The organism is Roseivirga echinicomitans (assembly GCF_001592935.1).
Lineage (GTDB): Bacteria > Bacteroidota > Bacteroidia > Cytophagales > Cyclobacteriaceae > Roseivirga > Roseivirga echinicomitans.
The window spans coordinates 26324-44144 of sequence record NZ_LRDB01000045.1; the positions used below are offsets into that span (position 1 = coordinate 26324).

The following is a 17821-nucleotide window of genomic DNA, read 5'->3' on the forward strand; positions in this document are numbered from 1 at the left end:
GAAACTCAAAAAATAGGCGCTATTGGGTTTTCGAAAACATCTGTGGTAAAACTCGTATTGAGGTAAAAGCTACAGTCTGGCATTCGCTCTTTTAAAATGATGACCTTTTCAAGAATGCTTTCTTCATCATCTTCTGAATCTAAAAACACTTCTTTGAGACTCTGGTTGTCCAAACTGTCACATATATCGGATAAAGAGATTTCTGTTTTTGTGATGTTTAAGCTTTGTAAAGAGGTCATTTCATTGAAAAACGGAATACTTGCTTTAGTGATTTTACTATGATTCCTTAGATAGAGAATTTCCAAGTCCTTGAGCTTAGCAATGTGCTTGACGCCCTCATCTGTAACTAGCGTATCTTTCAAATGAATCTCCAATATGGATGAAACGCGTAAAGTGAAAAAATAGAGAAATTCATCATCGTTGTCGGAGTCGATTGATTTATAACCACTCCACTTTTGAGGAATGTCTTCCAATTTTTCAATTCGAAAATGGCGCTGCCAGAATTTCTTTTCTTCTTTTAGGAGGTTCATTTTAAATGATTTATCAACCTTCAAACGCTTTGATATTTTTTCTCTCAATGATTTCGCCCTTGTTGGTGTTTTCACCGACAAGCCTATCAATATTCTTTTCCTATTAATGACTAAACTGCCACTTCCACTTTGGCATATTTGTTTCGATACTCAATTGGTGTTAGCCCCGTGATTTTCTTAAACACATTGCGGAAAGCTTTGGTATCGGTATAACCCACATCGAACATGACTTCATTGATGTTCTTTCTGCTGGACTCAAAACTGCGTTTGGCAGCCTCAATTTTGATCCGTTGAAGGTATTCCAATACCGTGTTTCCTGTGGACTGTTTAAACCTGCGCTCAAAACTTCTTCGGCTTACCGCTACATAATTGGCCACTTCGTCTACTGATATTCTCTCTTGAAAATTCTCTTCTAAATATTGCTGCGCCAGTTTCACCGCTTCATCATTATGATCTTTCTGCCCATTGAAAATAGCAAAGGAAGATTGACTGCTTCTGTCGATGTCTATGGCGAAATATTTTGAGGCTAGAATGGCCGTGTCGCGGTCGGTATATTTTTCAAGAATATAGAGCAGCAGGTTCCAATAGGAGTTGGCGCCTCCGCTAGAATAGATTCCCTTCTCTTCAGTAATAATGCTTCCGTCCATGATTTCCACATCGGGAAAAGTCTCACGAAACTCGTTATAATAGGCCCAATGGGTAGAGCATTTCTTGTCTTTTAACAAACCTGTGGAAGCCAATAAAAATGCCCCAACACAAAGTGAAGCTACTTCTGCCCCATTATTGTGCTGCTCAACAATCCACGGAATTGCAGCCTGATTTACTTCTACGGCATTTTTCATATCACCAAAAAGCGCAGGAATAATGATCAGGTCAGTTTGTTTCACTTCACCAATCAACTTGTCGGCATGAACGGAAAAAACGCCTCCGTGAAGCCTCACTTCTTTAGTTAATGCCACCAATTGCACATTGAATAGTGGTGCTTTACCTGCCGCTTGCAAAAACTGGTTGGCTGCGGTGAACATGTAGCGGGGATCGGCCACAGCCTCCATTACAGACGACTCCGGAACAAATATGGAAACGGTTTTCATACCTAAATGTAAATCAAAAGTTTGGCGGAATCAACCCCATAAAGTGTCGGTATCTCCCCGCTTATATCTAAAACCAAATTCAGATATTTGTTATGTAATCTGTTGAAAACCTTAAGATCAAACACATGGAAAAAATCACAATCAAAGCAACCGTAAATGTACCCATTACCAAAGTTTGGGAATACTGGGGAGCACCAGAACACATTACCCAATGGTGCCAGGCTTCTGACGATTGGCATGCGCCTAGCGCTAAAAATGACCTAAGAACAGGTGGTAAATTCACCACTAGAATGGAAGCCAAAGACGGTAGTTTCGGTTTCGATTTTGGCGGAATTTATGATGAAGTAATCGAGCATCAACTGATTGCTTATACCATGGAAGATGGCAGAACCGTAAAAATCACTTTTGAAGAAAAAGGGGGCGCTACTGAAATCATAGAAACCTTTGATCCAGAAAGCGAAAACCCAATAGACATGCAGCGCGGTGGATGGCAAGCCATTTTAGACAACTTTAAAACTTATGCTGAAAAGGAAAAATAAATAGTAATACTATGTCATTTCAAGCTTACTTAGATAACATTCAAACCAAAACAGGAAAAACGCCAGAAGACTTTAAAGCTCTGGCTTCAGCCAAAGGCTTTACGGAAAGTGGTGAGCTCAAGAAAAATGTAAAAGCCACAGAAATCACCAATTGGCTCAAAGAAGAGTTTGATTTGGGACACGGGCATGCCATGGCCATGTTTGCCTATATAAAAGGGAAAAGGAGTTGACCAATGAGTCGGCTGCACGCATACCTCACCTTTAATGGCAACTGCCGTGAGGCCATGACTTTCTATCATAGCTGTTTTGGTGGCAAAATTCAATTTCAAACCATAGGCGACTCTCCTCTTGGAAATAAATTGGATCCTGAAATGCGGCAATATATTCTACAAGCTTCCATTTCTACGGACCATTTCACATTGATGGGAACAGATATGGTTGGTGAAAATGACTTAATGCAAGGCAACGCCATCTCCATTTGGGTCGAATGCAAGAGCAAAAATGAGCTGTATACTTACTATCAGAAACTTGCAGAAAAAGGTGAAGCTCGTCAGCCCGTTGAACAAACCTTTTCGGGTGCATTATTAGGAGGACTTACTGACCAATTCGAAAAGCATTGGCTATTTCATTGGAGAGCGTAAACGCTAAAAAAAATATGCACCTCTGTCGCAATCACCCCATTACAATGACGGATACACACCACCTTAAACTCATTTTATGTGAGCAAATTTGTAATGAATCAATAAAAACTAACCTCAATCAAACACATCATGAAAAAGAGCAAAATCATTTTCTGGAGCACTACCATTCTTATTTTTCTATTTGAAGGGGTAATGCCCGCCCTTACTTCGCAAACCGAACTGGCCGTAGAAGGAATTCGCCATTTGGGCTACCCCGACTACTTTGGCGTAATGCTTACCGTTTTTAAAGTCTTGGGCTCGCTAGCGCTTATCATTCCTGCCGTACCCAAGCGAATAAAAGAATGGGCCTATGCCGGCTTTGCCATTGATTTCATTTCCGCATTTGTAAGCATCGCAGCAGTCGATGGCTTCGGACCAGCCTTACTTTTACCTTTAATATTTATGGTTGTGTTAGTGCTTTCTTATATTCATTATCATAAATTGAATCCAGAAATAAAAGGTTAAAGCATTAACAGCAAACTGTTTATGATCGAAGTTTTCGCTACAAATATTACGAGTGAGGGAAAAGCAAAAAGGATTCTAACTCAAATTGAAGAAGTTTTTCCAGCCTATATAGCCAACTTCGATTTGGAGGATTGTGACAAGATTCTTCGTATCGAAACAGAACAAACTATGATTGATACCAAGTCCATTATTCAGTTGGTAAACGAAATGAATGGCGAAGCTTCGCTTTTGTAAACTATAGCAAAACATAACCATGCGTAAACTCAGTTCATTTACCTTTTTATCACTCAATGGTTACTATAAAGACTTGAACGAAGACACCAGTTGGCATCAACATGGTGAAGAAGAAGCTAAATTTTCCGAATCATCGCTTCAATCAGAAAACACACTTTTGTTCGGAAGAACCACCTACCAAATGATGAGTAGTTTCTGGCCTAGCCCAATGGCAGCAGAGATGTTCCCTAAGGTAGCACAGGGGATGAATAAGGCTAAAAAGATAGTTTTTTCAAGCACCTTAAATGAAGTCGAATGGAAAAACACTTCTATAATGAGTGGAAATATTACTGAGCAAATAGCAAAGCTGAAGTTAACGCCAGGAAATGACATGACTATCCTTGGCAGTGGAAGTATTGTGGCTCAGTTTTCTGACGCAGATTTAATAGATACTTATCAAATCATGATCGATCCTGTTGCACTACCCAATGGGCATACGTTATTTAGCGGCTTAAAGGATACTTTAAACCTTAAACTCATTAATTCAAAAGTGTTCAATAGTGGCGTAGTTCTACTCACGTATGAAAAACCATAAGGCATTTGACTATGGTAACAGGAAAGGAAAAACAATTAAGAACTTGCACGGAAGGGCACCAGTACTACAAAAGTAGCGACTGCCCTACTTGCCCAATTTGTGAGGCAGAAAGAAAGCCGAAAACTGGTTTCCTTTACCTCATCAGCGCTCCTGCAAGAAGGGCCTTGGCAGGTGAAGAAATTTCCAGTTTAGAGCAGCTATCTGAATACAGCGAAAAAGAAATATCAGCGCTTCACGGTATGGGACCAAAGGCCATCACTCTGTTAAAAACCGTGTTGGAAGAAAATAACTTATATTTTAAAACAAATTAAAACCAACATCTAAAACTTAAAATTATGGCAGCAGTAAGCACTTACCTCAATTTTTCTCGCAATACAGAGGAAGCATTTAACTTTTACAAATCTATATTTGGTGGAGAATTCTTTGGAAACGGCATTATGCGCTTTGGAGACATTCCAGCCCAAGAAGAAATGCCCCCAATGGCCGAAGAAGACAAAAACCTTGTTATGCACGTTGAACTCCGCATTTTAGGATGTCACACATTAATGGGTACAGACGCACCAGAAAGCATGGGCTTCAAGGTAAACTTTGGCAACAATAGCTACATTAACCTTCAGCCCGATACCAGAAAGGAAACCAAAAAGCTATTCGATGCCCTTTCAAATGGCGGAAAAGTAACACAAGAACTTGAAGAGATGTTTTGGGGCGATTATTACGGAAGTTGCACAGACAAATTTGGAGTGCATTGGATGTTCAATTGTGGTGAAAAGGCATAAGTCAAGTTTTCCATCATGACCGATCACAACAAAGACATTGCAACAGCCTTTTCCAAAGGTGAATTCAGCTCGGTGTATGATAAACTAGCAGATGATATTGAATGGAATATTGTTGGTGAAAGCCTATTAAAAGGAAAAGAAGAAGTCATAGCCTATTGTGAGAAAACAGCTCAATACTTTTCGGAAGTCAGCACTGACTTCCGATTAAAGAGCATCGTTGCAGAAAACAATCATGTCATGATCAACGGAACAGCCGAATTCATCGGTAAATCGAACAAATCCACTTATATTTCTTCTTGCGATGTATATGCTTTTGAAGGAGGTCAACTTCGAGAAATTACTTCTTACTGTATAAGGACGAACAAACCCAAGACACCATGAAAATACCTCAAGGACACCAATCTGTAATGCCTTACCTCATATTACCTGAGGCGGAAGGCTTTAGCGAATTCGCAAAGCAAGTCTTCAATGCAAAAGTAAGCTTAACCAAGCTGCGCGAAGATGAGAAAACCATTATGCATTCTGAATTAATGATCAGCAACAGTACGATCATGTTTGCTGGGGCTACAGAACAATTCACTCCTCAAACAGCAAACCTATTTGTTTATGTCCAAAACGCGGACGAAACCTATCAAAAAGCATTGAACAATGGCGCTACTTCAGTAATGGGCTTATCTAATCAAGATTATGGAAGAACCTGTGGAGTGTTAGATCCATTTGGCAATACCTGGTGGATTACATCGGTGAAGTAAAGGGTATTGAGTATTGGGAAAGCCAACCCCATCGGCTCCGTCATTGCGAGAAATGAAACCTGTGCTAACAAGGTTTTATGACGCGGCAAACTGTTTGTCCTTGTCCACATCAGTATTGAACTGACAGATTGCCGCGTCACAGCCTTTCGCACTCGCAATGCCTGCTTCTCGCAATGACAGTACAGAGGCGAGTCCAGCTTTCTTCCTACTTCGATCTTCCGCCTTCCAACAACCTTAAAATTTGTTTACCTTCGGAAATATTCAAGAGTGAAGGCTTAAAAAGGGGATTTCCCACGCCATGTTAAGAACTGTAAATGTAACCCGATACATCCAACCCTTACGCGAGGGCGGCTCATTGCCCGCTTTAGCCGAAGCGGACGATGACTTCAAATACGTATTAAAATTCAGGGGCAACGGCCATGGCCCCAAAGTGCTGATTGCCGAATTGATTGGTGGAGAAATCGCCCGTGAACTCGGTTTAAGAGTCCCAGAATTAGTGTTCGCACACTTGGATGAAGCCTTTGGCCGTACCGAAGGTGATGAAGAAGTACAAGACTTATTGAAAGGAAGCCAAGGCCTAAATATTGCGCTGCACTTTCTTTCTGGCGCAATTACCTTCGATCCGGTGGTCACGCAAATTGATGCAGAAACTGCTTCGAAAGTGGTGTGGCTCGATTCCTTCATCTCTAACATCGACCGCACGGTGAAGAACACCAATATGCTGATGTTCAATAAAGAATTGTGGCTGATCGATCATGGTTCTTCTTTGTCTTTTCACCATGCATGGATGCACCTTGAGGAGCGTGCCAAATCACCTTTTCCATTTGTGAAAGAGCATGTACTTCTGGCCCAAGCCTCTTTGCTAAAAGAAACCAACGAGGCATTCAAAAAGCTGTTGACGCCTGAGAAATTACAGGCCATTGTCGCCTTAATTCCCGATTCGTGGCTCGAATGGCCCGATACCGATGAAAGCCCTGAGGCGTTAAGAGAGGCATACTCCCAATTTCTGATTACGCGTTTAAATCATTCCGATATTTTCACCAACCAAGCCCAAGATGCAAGAGAAGCACTTATATGAATATGCGATGATTCGGGTGGTCCCTGTTTTGGAACGTGAAGAGTTTCTGAATGTGGGAGTGGCTGTATTTAGCAAAAGAGCGAAATTCATTAAAGTGCTTTGGACGATTAATGAATCAAAAATTGCTTTGCTTTCAGACGAACTGGACATTGATCAAATCCGATTGAATTTGCAGAGTTTCGAAAAAGTAGCCTTGGGCGATAAAGAGTGTGGCCCTATAGCAAAATTAGACATTACCGAGCGTTTCCGTTGGTTAACCTCCACCCGAAGTTCGGCCCTTCAGGTGTCTAAAACCCATGCAGGCTTATCTGATGATTTAGAGAAAACTGCCCAGCGCTTATTTGAGAATCTAGTATTATAAAAGCCCACCATGCCCGCTATTTATGAATCTACATTTGAAGTAACTACAGCCGACTTGGACGATATGCAACACGTGAATAATGTGCGCTATTTGCAGTGGGTACAAGATGTTTCCGAAGCCCATTGGACACAATGGGCAAAACCCATTTGGCTAAAACAATACAAATGGGTGGCGATTAATCACTTTATAGAATACAAAAAGCCAGCCTTTTTGGGTGACCAAATCCAGATTAACACCCATGTACACGAACACACCGGAGTAAAAAGTAACCGACTGGTGCGTATGTTCAATGCCACTACAGGCGACCTACTCATGCAGTCCAGTTCATGGTGGTGTATGATTGATGCCAGCAGCCTAAAACCCACCCGAATCCCCAAAGAAGTTACTGAGGCGTTTGTGTAATTACACCGAATCCTGCCATATTACTAACACTCAAAATAGAACTACTCCAATGATCAAACTAAGACCAGCCACCTTACACGACCTTGAGTTATTGAAGTTTTGGGACACCCAGCAACATGTGATTGATTGTGACCCAGATGATGATTGGAATTGGGAAATAGAATTGGGCAGAAATCCTGAATGGAGAGAACAGTTGGTGGCAGAACTGAATGGAGAACCTATTGGCTTTGTCCAAATCATAGACCCTTACCATGAAGAAACGCACTATTGGGGAGATGTAGAACAAGGTAAAAGGGCCATTGACATCTGGATAGGAGAAGAAAAAAACCTAAGTAAGGGATACGGAACCACAATAATGAAGCTGGCCATAGACAGGTGTTTCAGCCACCCAAACATCAGTGGAATTCTAATCGATCCTTTAAAGACAAATACCAAAGCACATCAATTTTATAAGCGACTCGGCTTTGAATTCGTGGAAGAAAGGGCGTTTAACGAAACGGCTTGCTATGTCTATGAGTTAAGCAGAAAGCGTGCTTAGATGCTATCAGAATAGGAAATCATTAGTCCGACCACTCGGAGTGATCGGGCCAATTACGCACTAGAGCAAGCTTCGGATCATCGGTTGTTTATAAATAAAAACTATTGCGCCCTTCAGGGCTTAATTCACTTAATATTCAACTAGGAATGGGTTGCACCCATTCCTATTATATTCCGCCCCGTTGGGGCTACAAAGGTGTCGCCCCGCTGGGGCTTAATGTACCGTACATGTTTTTCCATGCTACAAATATGCCGCCCCGATGAGGCTTTTGCTCAAGCATTAGGCCACACCAAGCCCTGAAAGGGCGTGATATCCTAATGAAGGTTGAAACCCTTCGTAAAACAGAACCATATCGTCATAGAAATCCTGTAAGAATGAAATAAGGGTATCACTTTGCGCTACTCAGCCGAATTGCGTAGGGCGCAATGACGAAGCGAATAAGCTTTCATTCCTAAATGGTTAAAACCATTACAATGTCACATTTATGCACATAGCCCACGGTTTAAACCGTGGGCTATGTGCATGGCAGCAACACTAACCGTTTTAATGGTTTACCTCTGGCGCCTACTGGTCTGATCACTCGGAGTGGTCAGACCAATATAATCGTCTTGATATTGGTGCGAATTTGATGTAAATTCGAATCAAACATTATTCTTATGGCAAGACAAAGTATTTCACTGACAGACCCCAATGATGAATGGCTAAAAAGCCAAGTAGATAGTAAAGAGTACGCTAGCAAAAGTGAGCTGGTAAACGATTTGATTAGACAGGCCAGAAAGCAACAAAAGCAAATTGATTGGATTGGCGCGAAACTGGAAAAAGCCGAAAATAGCGGATTCACAAATGACAGTAAAGCCCAAATACTAGCCCAATCAAAGTCTTTGCTCAATGGCTAAATACAGGTTAAGTAATATAGCCAAAGACGACTTAATTAGAATTCATCAATATGGAGTCAACAGGTTTGGAGTCTCACAAGCCGATAAATATTTCGATGCTTTCTTCAAGTATTTTGATATGATAGCCGAACGCCCGCTCTCTTTTGAATCAGTTGACTTTATCAGATTAGGTTACAGACGATGCGTCTGTGGTTCGGATAGTATTTACTACAGAATAAATGATGGTGTAGTAGAAGTTATGACCATTATTGGAATTCAAGATTTGGACAATATCCTATAACTGACACTCCGATTTATTCCGCCCTTGTCGGAGTTCTCCACCAAATCATATTTTCATTTACAGCTTAGTCTCTTCTGTGTTTCTGAAAAAGACAAAGACCTCTACGGGTTGACTTAGCTGTTGTAGAGGGTTCTGTCTAATCAAACCCGTAGCAAACAAGCCTAATACTATGAAATTCTTGTAACTTGAGAAGAGTTAACCCGCACTTACTACGATTCTTATAAAAATGTAGTAGATATGACTAAACAACATGGGCAGAATACATCTATTTGAATTTGAAGACCAAAAATGGTTTCCGACTTTTTTAAGAAATTACGGAACCGACTTTTTACAGTTTTTGTCGAACAAAACAAAAATGTACAAACCGATAATTCCTATTATCGAAAAAGGTTTGAAAAAAGGTGAAACAAATCAAATTATTGACCTCGGTTCAGGTGGAGGTGGCGGACTAATTTGGTTAAACTCTGAATTGAAAAAAAGAATTCCTAACCTAAAAATCACCCTTACAGACTATTACCCAAACATTCCTGCATTCAAACTTGCTAAAAAGCATGCTGACAATTTTGAGTACATAGAAAAGCCTGTAGATGCACGAAACGTACCAATCGATTTGAAAGGGTTAAGGACTCAATTTTTGTCGTTACACCATTTCAGGCCAAATGACGCAAAGCAAATATTACAGAATGCCGTTAACTCAAGTAGTTCTATTTCAATTTTTGAGGCACAAGAAAGAAGTTTTCTAAGTATTTTGGCAATGTTGTTTTCACCATTAACTGTACTTTTGATAACACCTTTTATAAAGCCATTTAAGCTTGGCCGTATTATTTTCACCTACCTGATTCCTATTGTGCCTTTGTTTGTCTTATGGGATGGAGTTGTTTCATCGTTTCGAACATATTCATTGAAAGAAATGAATGAATTTGTAGCAGGTTTAAACGGAACGAAAAACTATGAATGGGAGATTAATAAAGTAAAGTCAGGCCCAAGTGTGGTGCTATATTTATTAGGAACAAAGAAAGAAAACTAAATACAAACTACGATAATGACTGATCAGAAAATAACATCAAAATACGTTTCAGCATTAGTAGCCATTGTTTTCATTACTTGGATTATCCACGAGTTTGCACATTGGCTTACGAGCGAGGCTTTGGGTTATGACACCATCATGCGATTAAACGGAACATCACTCGTCAAGGGGCAAGATCCCACTGACCTCCACAATACGATTTCATCTGCCGCAGGGCCACTTATCACCATAATTCAAGGCTTAGCCGCCTATACCTTTCTAAGGTATGAGAAATGGAATAAATACATCTATGGCTTTTTATTCACCGCTTTCTTCATGCGATTTTTGGCCAGTGCAATGAATTTCATAATGCTAAATGATGAAGGTCGGATTAGCGCATACATGAAATTGGGCGTTTTCACTTTGCCCATTATGGTGAGTGGACTTCTATTCTATATGGTGTATAAAACATCGAGGAAATACAAACTCAACTGGAAATTTCAGGCTTTAACAAGCCTCATTGTCGTGATTGCACTTAGTGCATTAATATTTATCGACCAATATTTTAAGATACAATTGCTGTAAATGGCCTCTTGGTCATTCTTTTATCTTAGGCACGAACCAAGGGACAAAACCTACTACCAACAATTTGGCTCCAACTACTTTCTATAAGAAAAATCTCATAAATTGTAAGCCAAAGGTCTATTTATGAAAACTACGGTCAATACACTCCTATTTGTATTCTTGCTTAGCCTAACGGCTTGCGGCACTTCATCCAAGGAAGAGTCAGAAGCAGGAAACGTAAAATACCAGCTTACGCAGCTAGAAGACAAAGTCTTTATGCTGGATGATGAAACTTCTGTTGATGGGATTCAGGCCCAGTATGTAGTGATTGATGGTGTTGAATATTACAGCTTTTTCAATCGACCAAATCGACACATCTATTTCTATAATTATAAAACAGGGGAAATAACCCATAAAGTCAAAATCCATGAAGATGGCCCTAACGAAATTCTTTATCCTTATTACTTCTTTGAATATTGGGTACATGATTTTGACAACATTTTCATCAACACCATGCAATTCTATTATAGAATTAATAAAGAAGGTGAAGTGTTAAAAAGAATAAAGACGCAAGAGAGGTTTTCTTTCAGTCAGTCTATGCTTTCCTTTGATGCAAGTACAAGTTTCAAGGACGGAATACTATATTCATCAAATACCTCATCAGTAACTGCCGAAGGTGACACCAGTTGGTTAAGAGCAATTTATGATTTTGAGAAAGGTGAGGTTGAAAAGTATTATTTAGACGAAAGAACAATTGTACCTGACTTTGAGGAGAAAGCAGAAAAAACAAGAGAGATGGCTAAGACGGGTGGCATTTCAACAATGAGCTTGTTTTCTGCTGGTGACTATCAAAACCTCTATGTTTCATCTGAGATAAGCGACAGTCTCTATTTGTTCGAAAACAGCGATTTAAAAGGAACCTTTTTTGCAGGAGATCCTGAAATACCGTCAACCGACTTAGATGGGTTTTTCACAAAGATGATCGTGACCAAGTTCGAGAATGGTGTTTCCGTTACCTCCAACCCTACGCAGCAACCCTATTTTTCAACAATATTGACTAGCCCAGATAAACAGCTCATCTATAGAGTATTGGTGCACGGCACCAAGCCTAGAATTAACCCAGAAACTAATAAGGAAGAACCTAAGATTTTTGGAGCATCATTGATTGTTTTCGATACCCAAACCAAAAAATCGGGGGCTCTCACCCTACCTACTGAATTAATAGATCAAGTCCGTCTAACCAGTGCTTTTGTAACAGAAGAAGGCATCCATTTTTCTTTAAAGGAGGCAAGCTCAGAAAACGAAAAAGTCTATAAGGTATTTAGAGTGAGTCAACTTTAGTCGATGAAAAACACAAAAGCCTTATTGGTTATCGACATGCAAAAAGGCTCCTTTACGCCTAAAAAAATCAGGTTTGATACCGATGGAGTGGTTAGGCGAATCAATGAACTCGCCAAATTATTTAGAGAATTAAACTACCCTGTGATCTATATCCAACACGATGGAACTGGAACTGGAGCGTTTGAGAAAAACGCTACTGATTGGGAGAATTTGGACGATCTGACCGTGAAATCTACTGATATCAGAATTGACAAATATGCGAATGATGTTTTCTATAAATCTGACCTTCTCTCAAAATTAAATGAGATGAATATCGGTGAGTTATTCATCACTGGCTGTGCTACTGATTTTTGCGTAGAATCAACAATTCAATCTGCTTTAACCAAGGATTACAATGTAAGAGTTGTTAAAGACGGACATACAACTGGTGACAGGCCACACTTGACAGCAGAACAGGTGATTGAACACTACAATTGGGTTTGGCAGAATATGATCCCCACAAAAGGACAAATCAAAGTGGAGACGACTGAGCAAATAAAAGCTATTTTGCCATAAAATATACAGCATAGCCAGTAAGCCTAAACCAACAAAACAACAATGAAGTATTTAATGCTATTTTTCTATCTATCAATGCCTTGTTTAGTAATTGGACAAGAGATTGAATTTGTCACAAGTTCCAGGTTAGTCTTAGGTGTAGATAAAGATAGGTCTGCCTCAATAAGCGCTGGAGACATCGATAATGATGGGGATATAGATTTAATAGTCGCCAATGGCAGGCATTGGCCTCAAGCCAATAAGGTGTTCTTCAACAATGGGTTTGGCATATTTACAGTATCAAGACTACTCGACAATATCCAAGAGACCAGTTACGCAACAGAATTAGCTGATTTTGACGGTGATGGCGATTTAGATATAGCGGTGGGCAATGACATGGCGCCAAATACCATTTATCTGAATGACGGAAATGGAAATTTTTCAAAGATAGGGCATTTTGGAGATCCGTACGCGCCAACACGCAACTTAAGAACCACTGATATTGATTCGGATGGAGACATTGATATCCTCATCACGAATAGAGGAAAAGTAAATGAAATATGCCTAAATAACGGAAAGGGTGAATTCACCAAAGTATTGAAATTTGGATCAAAAGATGACTCCACTATTGATGTAGATGTTGTGGATATCAACAAAGATGGCCATAAGGATTTGATCTTGGCCAATAGAGATGGACAACAAAACTATATCTATTTAAATGATGGAAAACTAAACTTCGCTGAGAAGATTCCTTTTGGTAGCGGAAGTGATGAAACTAGATCAGTAGGCGTAATTGACATTGACAATGATGGTCATCTGGACATTATTACAGCCAACATTGGTGAGCCAAATGTCATCTACTTCGGAAATGGAAAAATGGATTTCAGCAGAAAAGTAGCGTTTGACAATACTCCTAGCGGTTCCTATTCCTTAGACTTTGGAGATATCGATGCAAATGGAAGTATTGATATTGTAGTGGCAAATTCAGGAGAACCCAACAAGGTGTTTCTCAATTTCGACAATGGAGCTTCATGGACGGAAACCATGCTCAGAGATGAGAAGCAATCTACTTATGATATCATTCTTGCCGATTTAAATAATGACAAAAGAATGGACATTATCGAAAGCAATTCAGAAGGCATTAATTACTTCTACCTAAATATTGAAAAAAAATAAGGGTTAAGATTAATTCATTACTGAAGCTCATAAAACCAGATGAGTCAACCCTATTCACCAGTGAACGAAAAATCAAGTGCAATCACATAATCTTTGGCCTCAACTCAAAAACGACTATCTTAAAAGTTAAACCTCTCTCGAATAAAAAAGATAAGGAGTAATGAATATCAAATCAAATTTCGCAATTGCATTTTGTTTAATCTCACTAACATTTTCGTGTAGCAACGATGATGGCCCAACAAAGGAAGAACCAATTACAAGTGACCATGAACTACCCAACAGTATCATTCTAAAAAATATTCCAGCAGGAAGTTTCACCATGGGTGGCTCCACGACTGGTGATGCTCCTTCTGTAAGCATCACCTTGTCAAAGTTTCAAATATCAGAGAAGGAAATCACCAACCAACAATACATCGACTTTTTAAACAACGCATACCTTGATGGCTGGATTACCCTTTCTTCACAGTCAACTTCTGACCCCTGTGGAACATATACTGAAAACATGATTGTTGGTGCAGGCGATGCACCAAACGCTGGTCAAATATTCTTACAGTTAGGAGAAACAGGCGGATGTACAAGTGGTGGAGAATCTGAACATATAGATAACAAAAGTTGGATCTCATTTAACAGCTCAAGCAGCACTTTTGAGTTACTAGATGCCACAAAAGGAAATTGGCCTGTAAATTGGGTGAAATGGTATGGAGCAAATGCATTTGCACAATACTATGATGTAAGTCTGCCTACAGAAGCACAATGGGAGTATTCTGCTAGAGGCGGACAGCAATTAGATTTTCCAACTGATAATGGTACAATGTCAATATCAAAAGCCAACTACAATGGTGACAGCCCAGGGGTTTATAATCCAAATGGACATTCAGTAGCTGTTGGCTCTTACCCTGCCAATCCATTCGGCTTATATGATATGGGTGGCAATGTTTGGGAATGGTGTCAAGATTATTACAGCAGTTCATTTTATGCAGATGCTACTGATCCAATTAACACGGTGGCTGGAGCCGATTCAAAAAGGGTTAGACGTGGTGGATCTTGGAACTATCATAAGACAACTTTATTGACTTATGAAAGGGCCAGTGATTTTGAAAATAGAGGAAATAATCATTTTGGATTTAGAATTGTTAAGAACTAAAATGCTCTGCCCTTGCACCCTGGTTGGTGTTATTCACCAACTACCTTCAACAAGCAACTTAACTACTGTCTTAGGCTCTATGAACCTGTGACCACTATTAATCAAGGACTTTGTCCTTTACCTAGAAAAAAATCTCTTGCGCCAACCGAAAGGTGTTTGCGTGGGCTTCAACAATATGTGTTACTTTTTCGGAGTAGCCTCCACCCATACAAGCCATGATAGGAATATCGTTTTGCTTGCAGGCTTCTAGCACAATTCTATCGCGCTGCTTGCAGCCTTGCAAGGTCATTCCTAAACGACCTAGCTTGTCGGTTGCCAAAACATCTACTCCGCACTGAAAGAACACAAAATCAGGCTGAACTGTATCAATCAAGGCTTTTAAATTGGCCTCTAATAAACTTAAATAAGTATTATCATCAGTGCCATCTTTAAGCCCAATATCTAAATCAGATTTTTCTTTGTGTAACGGGTAGTTGGCAGCACCATGCATACTAAAAGTAAAAACCCTTGGTTCGTTCTCAAATATTTGTGCAGTTCCATTGCCTTGGTGTACATCTAAATCTACCACCAACACCTGAGTGGCCAGTCCGTTATCGAGCAAGTCATGGGCAGCTATGGCGATATCGTTGAGCAAACAAAAGCCCTCTCCCCTGTCGGTAAACGAATGATGTGTGCCACCCGCCATATTCATGGCAATTCCATTTTCAACGGCAAAGCGAGCGGCCATTACCGAACCATGCATAATCACACGTTCCCTCTCCACCAAAGCCGCTGATAGCGGGAAACCCGTTTTTCGTTCTTCTTTTCTTGATAAGGAAAGCTTCTTAAGCTTTTCCCAATAGTCTGCATTATGCGTTCTTACGATGGCCGCTTCACTCAATAACTCAGGGGTGAAAAAATTACTTTCCGAAATGGTGCCTTCATACAAAAGCTGCTCAGGCAGCAGGTTGTATTTCTCCATCGGAAAGCGATGATTATGGGGTAACACGTGAGCGTAAAGGTCTTTCCAAGCTATTTTCAACATAAAAACGATAAACTACTATTGAAGGTAAATGTTTACTGCAAAGGTGATAAAAAGAAAAATCCCTAAAAGTCGAACTGGCGACTGTTAGGGATTTTCTATATTGAAATTGATCAATTCTTATTCTTCGTCATCCTCATCATCCATTTGGAAAGAGAAGTAAGTTGGATCAAGCTCTAATGTATCGTTGGTGAAATTTTTAATAAATTTCTCAATCACCTCAGGAGTGATTTTTTCCACATTCAACCCAACATCTAGCCCTACGCCAAAGTCAATGTTCTCGTCAATGTCGATGTGCTCCTGAACCTTCACAGCATCTTCCTCTTCAAGCTCTTCCATCACTTCCGCCATGTAAAGCCCAATCTCTTCTTCTAAATCACCCAATGGAGCAATATCTCCATTTTCGTCTTCATCGTAGGCAATCGCTTTATACTCTGGAAATTTTTTTGCGGCCTCATGCTCAGCCAACTCATAAATTTCACTTGCGTGTTGAATCTTCAAAGTATAAAGTGCAACATCATACACTACTTCTCTACCGTCAAAGTCTCCAACAAAATTGAAGTTCATATAATCATCAGAATTATCTTCTGATTCGATCACAGTATATGATTTTCCTGACGCCTTAATTTTGGCTTTTATTTCTTCAATTTCTTGGGGATCAAATCCTTGATTTTCCATGGCTACGGTACAAATATATTAACAGTTCTTTTTTGTGGTGGCAAGATAATAGCCAGCCCGAATCTTTAATAAGATAATCTTCTATTTTGATAAATCAAAAGATTGAACGTGTCTCGTTTTTAACCTGATAAACGCGTTCATCAAATTTCGCCGAGTGATATTCAACCCCAGGATACAATATAGCCTTTAAATAAGCCTCTACTTCTTCTGAATGTTCTACCGTTCTGCTGGTATTCATACCTACGTACTTAAAGGTGGTCCACATCAGGGTTTTCAAGTAGCTTTTTGAGTCATCAAACATACAGTACTCTACTACCAAGGTGTTTTGGTTGTACCAAATCACTCGGCTCACTATCCGCACCCACTCCGCCATATTCGCAGGTTTTAGGTAAGCAATATGATGATTGTACACTACCCAAACGGCATCGAATGATTTAATAATCTCCCGCATTTCTACTCCGTAAATTTTTGGCACTTGATCTTCTCTAGCGTTGAAAAAATAATCAAAGTATTTCGCATTATTCAGGTGACGCAAAGGATCGCAATCCTGAAAACGGATCAATACTCTGGATTCTGTTTCTTTGGGGTAGTTAAAATTTGGGTCGATGATGAACATTATAGATACCTTTCTTTGATGATTTGAATATGATGGGCGGCATGCCCTACTGTCATGGCGGCAAGTGCCCGAACCGTTACTTCATTTTCGCTGGCCGTTCCTTCTTTCAAGGTCTCTTCTTCCCTTAGGTTTTCGAAGAATAAAATGGAAGCCGATCGGATGGCTTCAAACTCGGCTAAATAACTACTCAATGGACGCGCTGGATTGGAAGCTGCTGCCTGATATCCATCTTGATCCATTCCAGGAAGTGACTGCGTGTCGCCTCTGGCAATGGCCAAAGCACGGTAAGTGAAAATACGCTCCACATCATTGATATGGTTCAACACTTCTTTTATCGTCCATTTACCATCGGCATAAGCCGTGTTCGATTTCTCTTCAGATATGAAGTTAAAAAGTGCCGCTATTTCTGCTTTTTGCTCACTGATGCGTTCTAGAATATTTTGGCCTTCTAGCTGGCTAATGTAGGTCTGATAAAAAGGATTGTACTCACCCTTTGTTGGAAGTGAAATCATACTTCAAGATAATTTATTTTTTGAAAATGCCAC

General features: G+C 40.0%; 28 protein-coding genes. 22 read left to right on the top strand and 6 right to left on the bottom strand.

Annotation, left to right across the window (positions count from 1 at the left end):
• Positions 1 to 5 precede the first annotated feature (5 nt).
• Positions 6 to 530 (bottom strand): hypothetical protein, encoded by a 525-nt coding sequence (locus AWN68_RS13495; protein WP_068416627.1) that lies wholly within the window; start codon positions 528 to 530, stop codon positions 6 to 8.
• Positions 531 to 640: 110 nt separating this feature from the next.
• Positions 641 to 1621, bottom strand: coding sequence for a GlxA family transcriptional regulator (locus AWN68_RS13500; RefSeq protein ID WP_068416630.1), 981 nt, complete (start codon positions 1619 to 1621; stop codon positions 641 to 643).
• 125 nt (positions 1622 to 1746) lie between these two features.
• On the opposite strand from AWN68_RS13500, the gene AWN68_RS13505 reads away from it, so the two are divergent.
• The 22 genes from AWN68_RS13505 to AWN68_RS13610 all read left to right on the top strand — a co-directional run bounded on the left by AWN68_RS13505 (position 1747) and on the right by AWN68_RS13610 (position 14961).
• Complete coding sequence (locus tag AWN68_RS13505) at positions 1747 to 2160, top strand: SRPBCC family protein (protein ID WP_068416633.1); 414 nt, start codon at positions 1747 to 1749, stop codon at positions 2158 to 2160.
• An 11-nt stretch (positions 2161 to 2171) separates the two neighbouring features.
• Positions 2172 to 2390: a DUF4287 domain-containing protein gene (locus tag AWN68_RS13510; RefSeq protein ID WP_068416636.1), complete on the top strand. Its 219-nt coding sequence runs from the start codon at positions 2172 to 2174 to the stop codon at positions 2388 to 2390.
• A 3-nt stretch (positions 2391 to 2393) separates the two neighbouring features.
• On the top strand, positions 2394 to 2801 hold the full coding sequence (locus AWN68_RS13515; RefSeq protein WP_068416637.1) for a VOC family protein: 408 nt from the start codon (positions 2394 to 2396) through the stop codon (positions 2799 to 2801).
• Positions 2802 to 2930: 129 nt separating this feature from the next.
• A complete protein-coding gene (locus tag AWN68_RS13520; RefSeq protein WP_068416639.1) occupies positions 2931 to 3305 on the top strand; it encodes a DoxX family protein in 375 nt (124 codons plus the stop codon).
• A 21-nt stretch (positions 3306 to 3326) separates the two neighbouring features.
• On the top strand, positions 3327 to 3539 hold the full coding sequence (locus AWN68_RS13525) for a hypothetical protein (protein ID WP_068416642.1): 213 nt from the start codon (positions 3327 to 3329) through the stop codon (positions 3537 to 3539).
• Between the two features lie 19 nt (positions 3540 to 3558).
• The gene (locus AWN68_RS13530; protein WP_068416645.1) at positions 3559 to 4113 is read left to right on the top strand and encodes a dihydrofolate reductase family protein; all 555 of its coding nucleotides are present in this window, start codon (positions 3559 to 3561) and stop codon (positions 4111 to 4113) included.
• A gap of 11 nt (positions 4114 to 4124) precedes the next feature.
• Positions 4125 to 4424: an RNA polymerase alpha subunit C-terminal domain-containing protein gene (locus AWN68_RS13535; protein WP_068416646.1), complete on the top strand. Its 300-nt coding sequence runs from the start codon at positions 4125 to 4127 to the stop codon at positions 4422 to 4424.
• A gap of 24 nt (positions 4425 to 4448) precedes the next feature.
• Complete coding sequence (locus AWN68_RS13540; RefSeq protein ID WP_068416649.1) at positions 4449 to 4889, top strand: VOC family protein; 441 nt, start codon at positions 4449 to 4451, stop codon at positions 4887 to 4889.
• Positions 4890 to 4904: 15 nt separating this feature from the next.
• A complete protein-coding gene (locus tag AWN68_RS13545; protein ID WP_068416652.1) occupies positions 4905 to 5270 on the top strand; it encodes a nuclear transport factor 2 family protein in 366 nt (121 codons plus the stop codon).
• The gene (locus AWN68_RS13550; protein WP_068416654.1) at positions 5267 to 5641 is read left to right on the top strand and encodes a VOC family protein; all 375 of its coding nucleotides are present in this window, start codon (positions 5267 to 5269) and stop codon (positions 5639 to 5641) included. The genes AWN68_RS13545 and AWN68_RS13550 overlap by 4 nt, the downstream gene beginning before the upstream one ends.
• A gap of 298 nt (positions 5642 to 5939) precedes the next feature.
• Positions 5940 to 6719 carry a HipA family kinase gene (locus AWN68_RS13555; protein WP_068416657.1) on the top strand — a complete coding sequence of 260 codons (780 nt, stop codon included), beginning with the start codon at positions 5940 to 5942 and terminating at the stop codon, positions 6717 to 6719.
• Positions 6697 to 7080 carry a DUF3037 domain-containing protein gene (locus AWN68_RS13560; protein ID WP_062593160.1) on the top strand — a complete coding sequence of 128 codons (384 nt, stop codon included), beginning with the start codon at positions 6697 to 6699 and terminating at the stop codon, positions 7078 to 7080. The genes AWN68_RS13555 and AWN68_RS13560 overlap by 23 nt, the downstream gene beginning before the upstream one ends.
• Positions 7081 to 7089: 9 nt before the next feature.
• Positions 7090 to 7482 (top strand): acyl-CoA thioesterase, encoded by a 393-nt coding sequence (locus AWN68_RS13565; protein WP_068416659.1) that lies wholly within the window; start codon positions 7090 to 7092, stop codon positions 7480 to 7482.
• 49 nt (positions 7483 to 7531) lie between these two features.
• A complete protein-coding gene (locus AWN68_RS13570) occupies positions 7532 to 8020 on the top strand; it encodes a GNAT family N-acetyltransferase (protein ID WP_068416662.1) in 489 nt (162 codons plus the stop codon).
• 656 nt (positions 8021 to 8676) lie between these two features.
• Positions 8677 to 8916 carry a ribbon-helix-helix domain-containing protein gene (locus AWN68_RS13575; RefSeq protein WP_068416664.1) on the top strand — a complete coding sequence of 80 codons (240 nt, stop codon included), beginning with the start codon at positions 8677 to 8679 and terminating at the stop codon, positions 8914 to 8916.
• Positions 8909 to 9196, top strand: coding sequence for a type II toxin-antitoxin system RelE/ParE family toxin (locus tag AWN68_RS13580; RefSeq protein ID WP_068416666.1), 288 nt, complete (start codon positions 8909 to 8911; stop codon positions 9194 to 9196). The genes AWN68_RS13575 and AWN68_RS13580 overlap by 8 nt, the downstream gene beginning before the upstream one ends.
• A 250-nt stretch (positions 9197 to 9446) precedes the next feature.
• Positions 9447 to 10223, top strand: a complete 777-nt coding sequence (locus AWN68_RS13585; protein WP_068416669.1) for a hypothetical protein — start codon at positions 9447 to 9449, stop codon at positions 10221 to 10223.
• A gap of 15 nt (positions 10224 to 10238) precedes the next feature.
• Positions 10239 to 10787 (top strand): hypothetical protein, encoded by a 549-nt coding sequence (locus AWN68_RS13590; protein WP_068416670.1) that lies wholly within the window; start codon positions 10239 to 10241, stop codon positions 10785 to 10787.
• Positions 10788 to 10910: 123 nt separating this feature from the next.
• Complete coding sequence (locus AWN68_RS13595; RefSeq protein WP_068416673.1) at positions 10911 to 12107, top strand: DUF4221 family protein; 1197 nt, start codon at positions 10911 to 10913, stop codon at positions 12105 to 12107.
• A gap of 3 nt (positions 12108 to 12110) precedes the next feature.
• The gene (locus tag AWN68_RS13600) at positions 12111 to 12662 is read left to right on the top strand and encodes an isochorismatase family protein (RefSeq protein ID WP_068416676.1); all 552 of its coding nucleotides are present in this window, start codon (positions 12111 to 12113) and stop codon (positions 12660 to 12662) included.
• A gap of 75 nt (positions 12663 to 12737) precedes the next feature.
• Positions 12738 to 13817: an FG-GAP repeat domain-containing protein gene (locus tag AWN68_RS13605; protein ID WP_084362870.1), complete on the top strand. Its 1080-nt coding sequence runs from the start codon at positions 12738 to 12740 to the stop codon at positions 13815 to 13817.
• Between the two features lie 160 nt (positions 13818 to 13977).
• Complete coding sequence (locus tag AWN68_RS13610; protein ID WP_068416679.1) at positions 13978 to 14961, top strand: formylglycine-generating enzyme family protein; 984 nt, start codon at positions 13978 to 13980, stop codon at positions 14959 to 14961.
• Positions 14962 to 15082: 121 nt separating this feature from the next.
• On the opposite strand, the gene AWN68_RS13615 is transcribed toward AWN68_RS13610, so the two are convergent.
• The 4 genes from AWN68_RS13615 to AWN68_RS13630 form a co-directional block, all read right to left on the bottom strand.
• A complete protein-coding gene (locus AWN68_RS13615) occupies positions 15083 to 15985 on the bottom strand; it encodes a histone deacetylase family protein (RefSeq protein ID WP_068416682.1) in 903 nt (300 codons plus the stop codon).
• 117 nt (positions 15986 to 16102) lie between these two features.
• Positions 16103 to 16660, bottom strand: coding sequence for a hypothetical protein (locus tag AWN68_RS13620; RefSeq protein WP_068416684.1), 558 nt, complete (start codon positions 16658 to 16660; stop codon positions 16103 to 16105).
• 94 nt (positions 16661 to 16754) lie between these two features.
• Positions 16755 to 17276, bottom strand: coding sequence for an acyl-CoA thioesterase (locus AWN68_RS13625; protein ID WP_068416685.1), 522 nt, complete (start codon positions 17274 to 17276; stop codon positions 16755 to 16757).
• On the bottom strand, positions 17276 to 17788 hold the full coding sequence (locus AWN68_RS13630; protein WP_068416687.1) for a DinB family protein: 513 nt from the start codon (positions 17786 to 17788) through the stop codon (positions 17276 to 17278). The genes AWN68_RS13625 and AWN68_RS13630 overlap by 1 nt, the downstream gene beginning before the upstream one ends.
• Positions 17789 to 17821 lie beyond the last annotated feature (33 nt).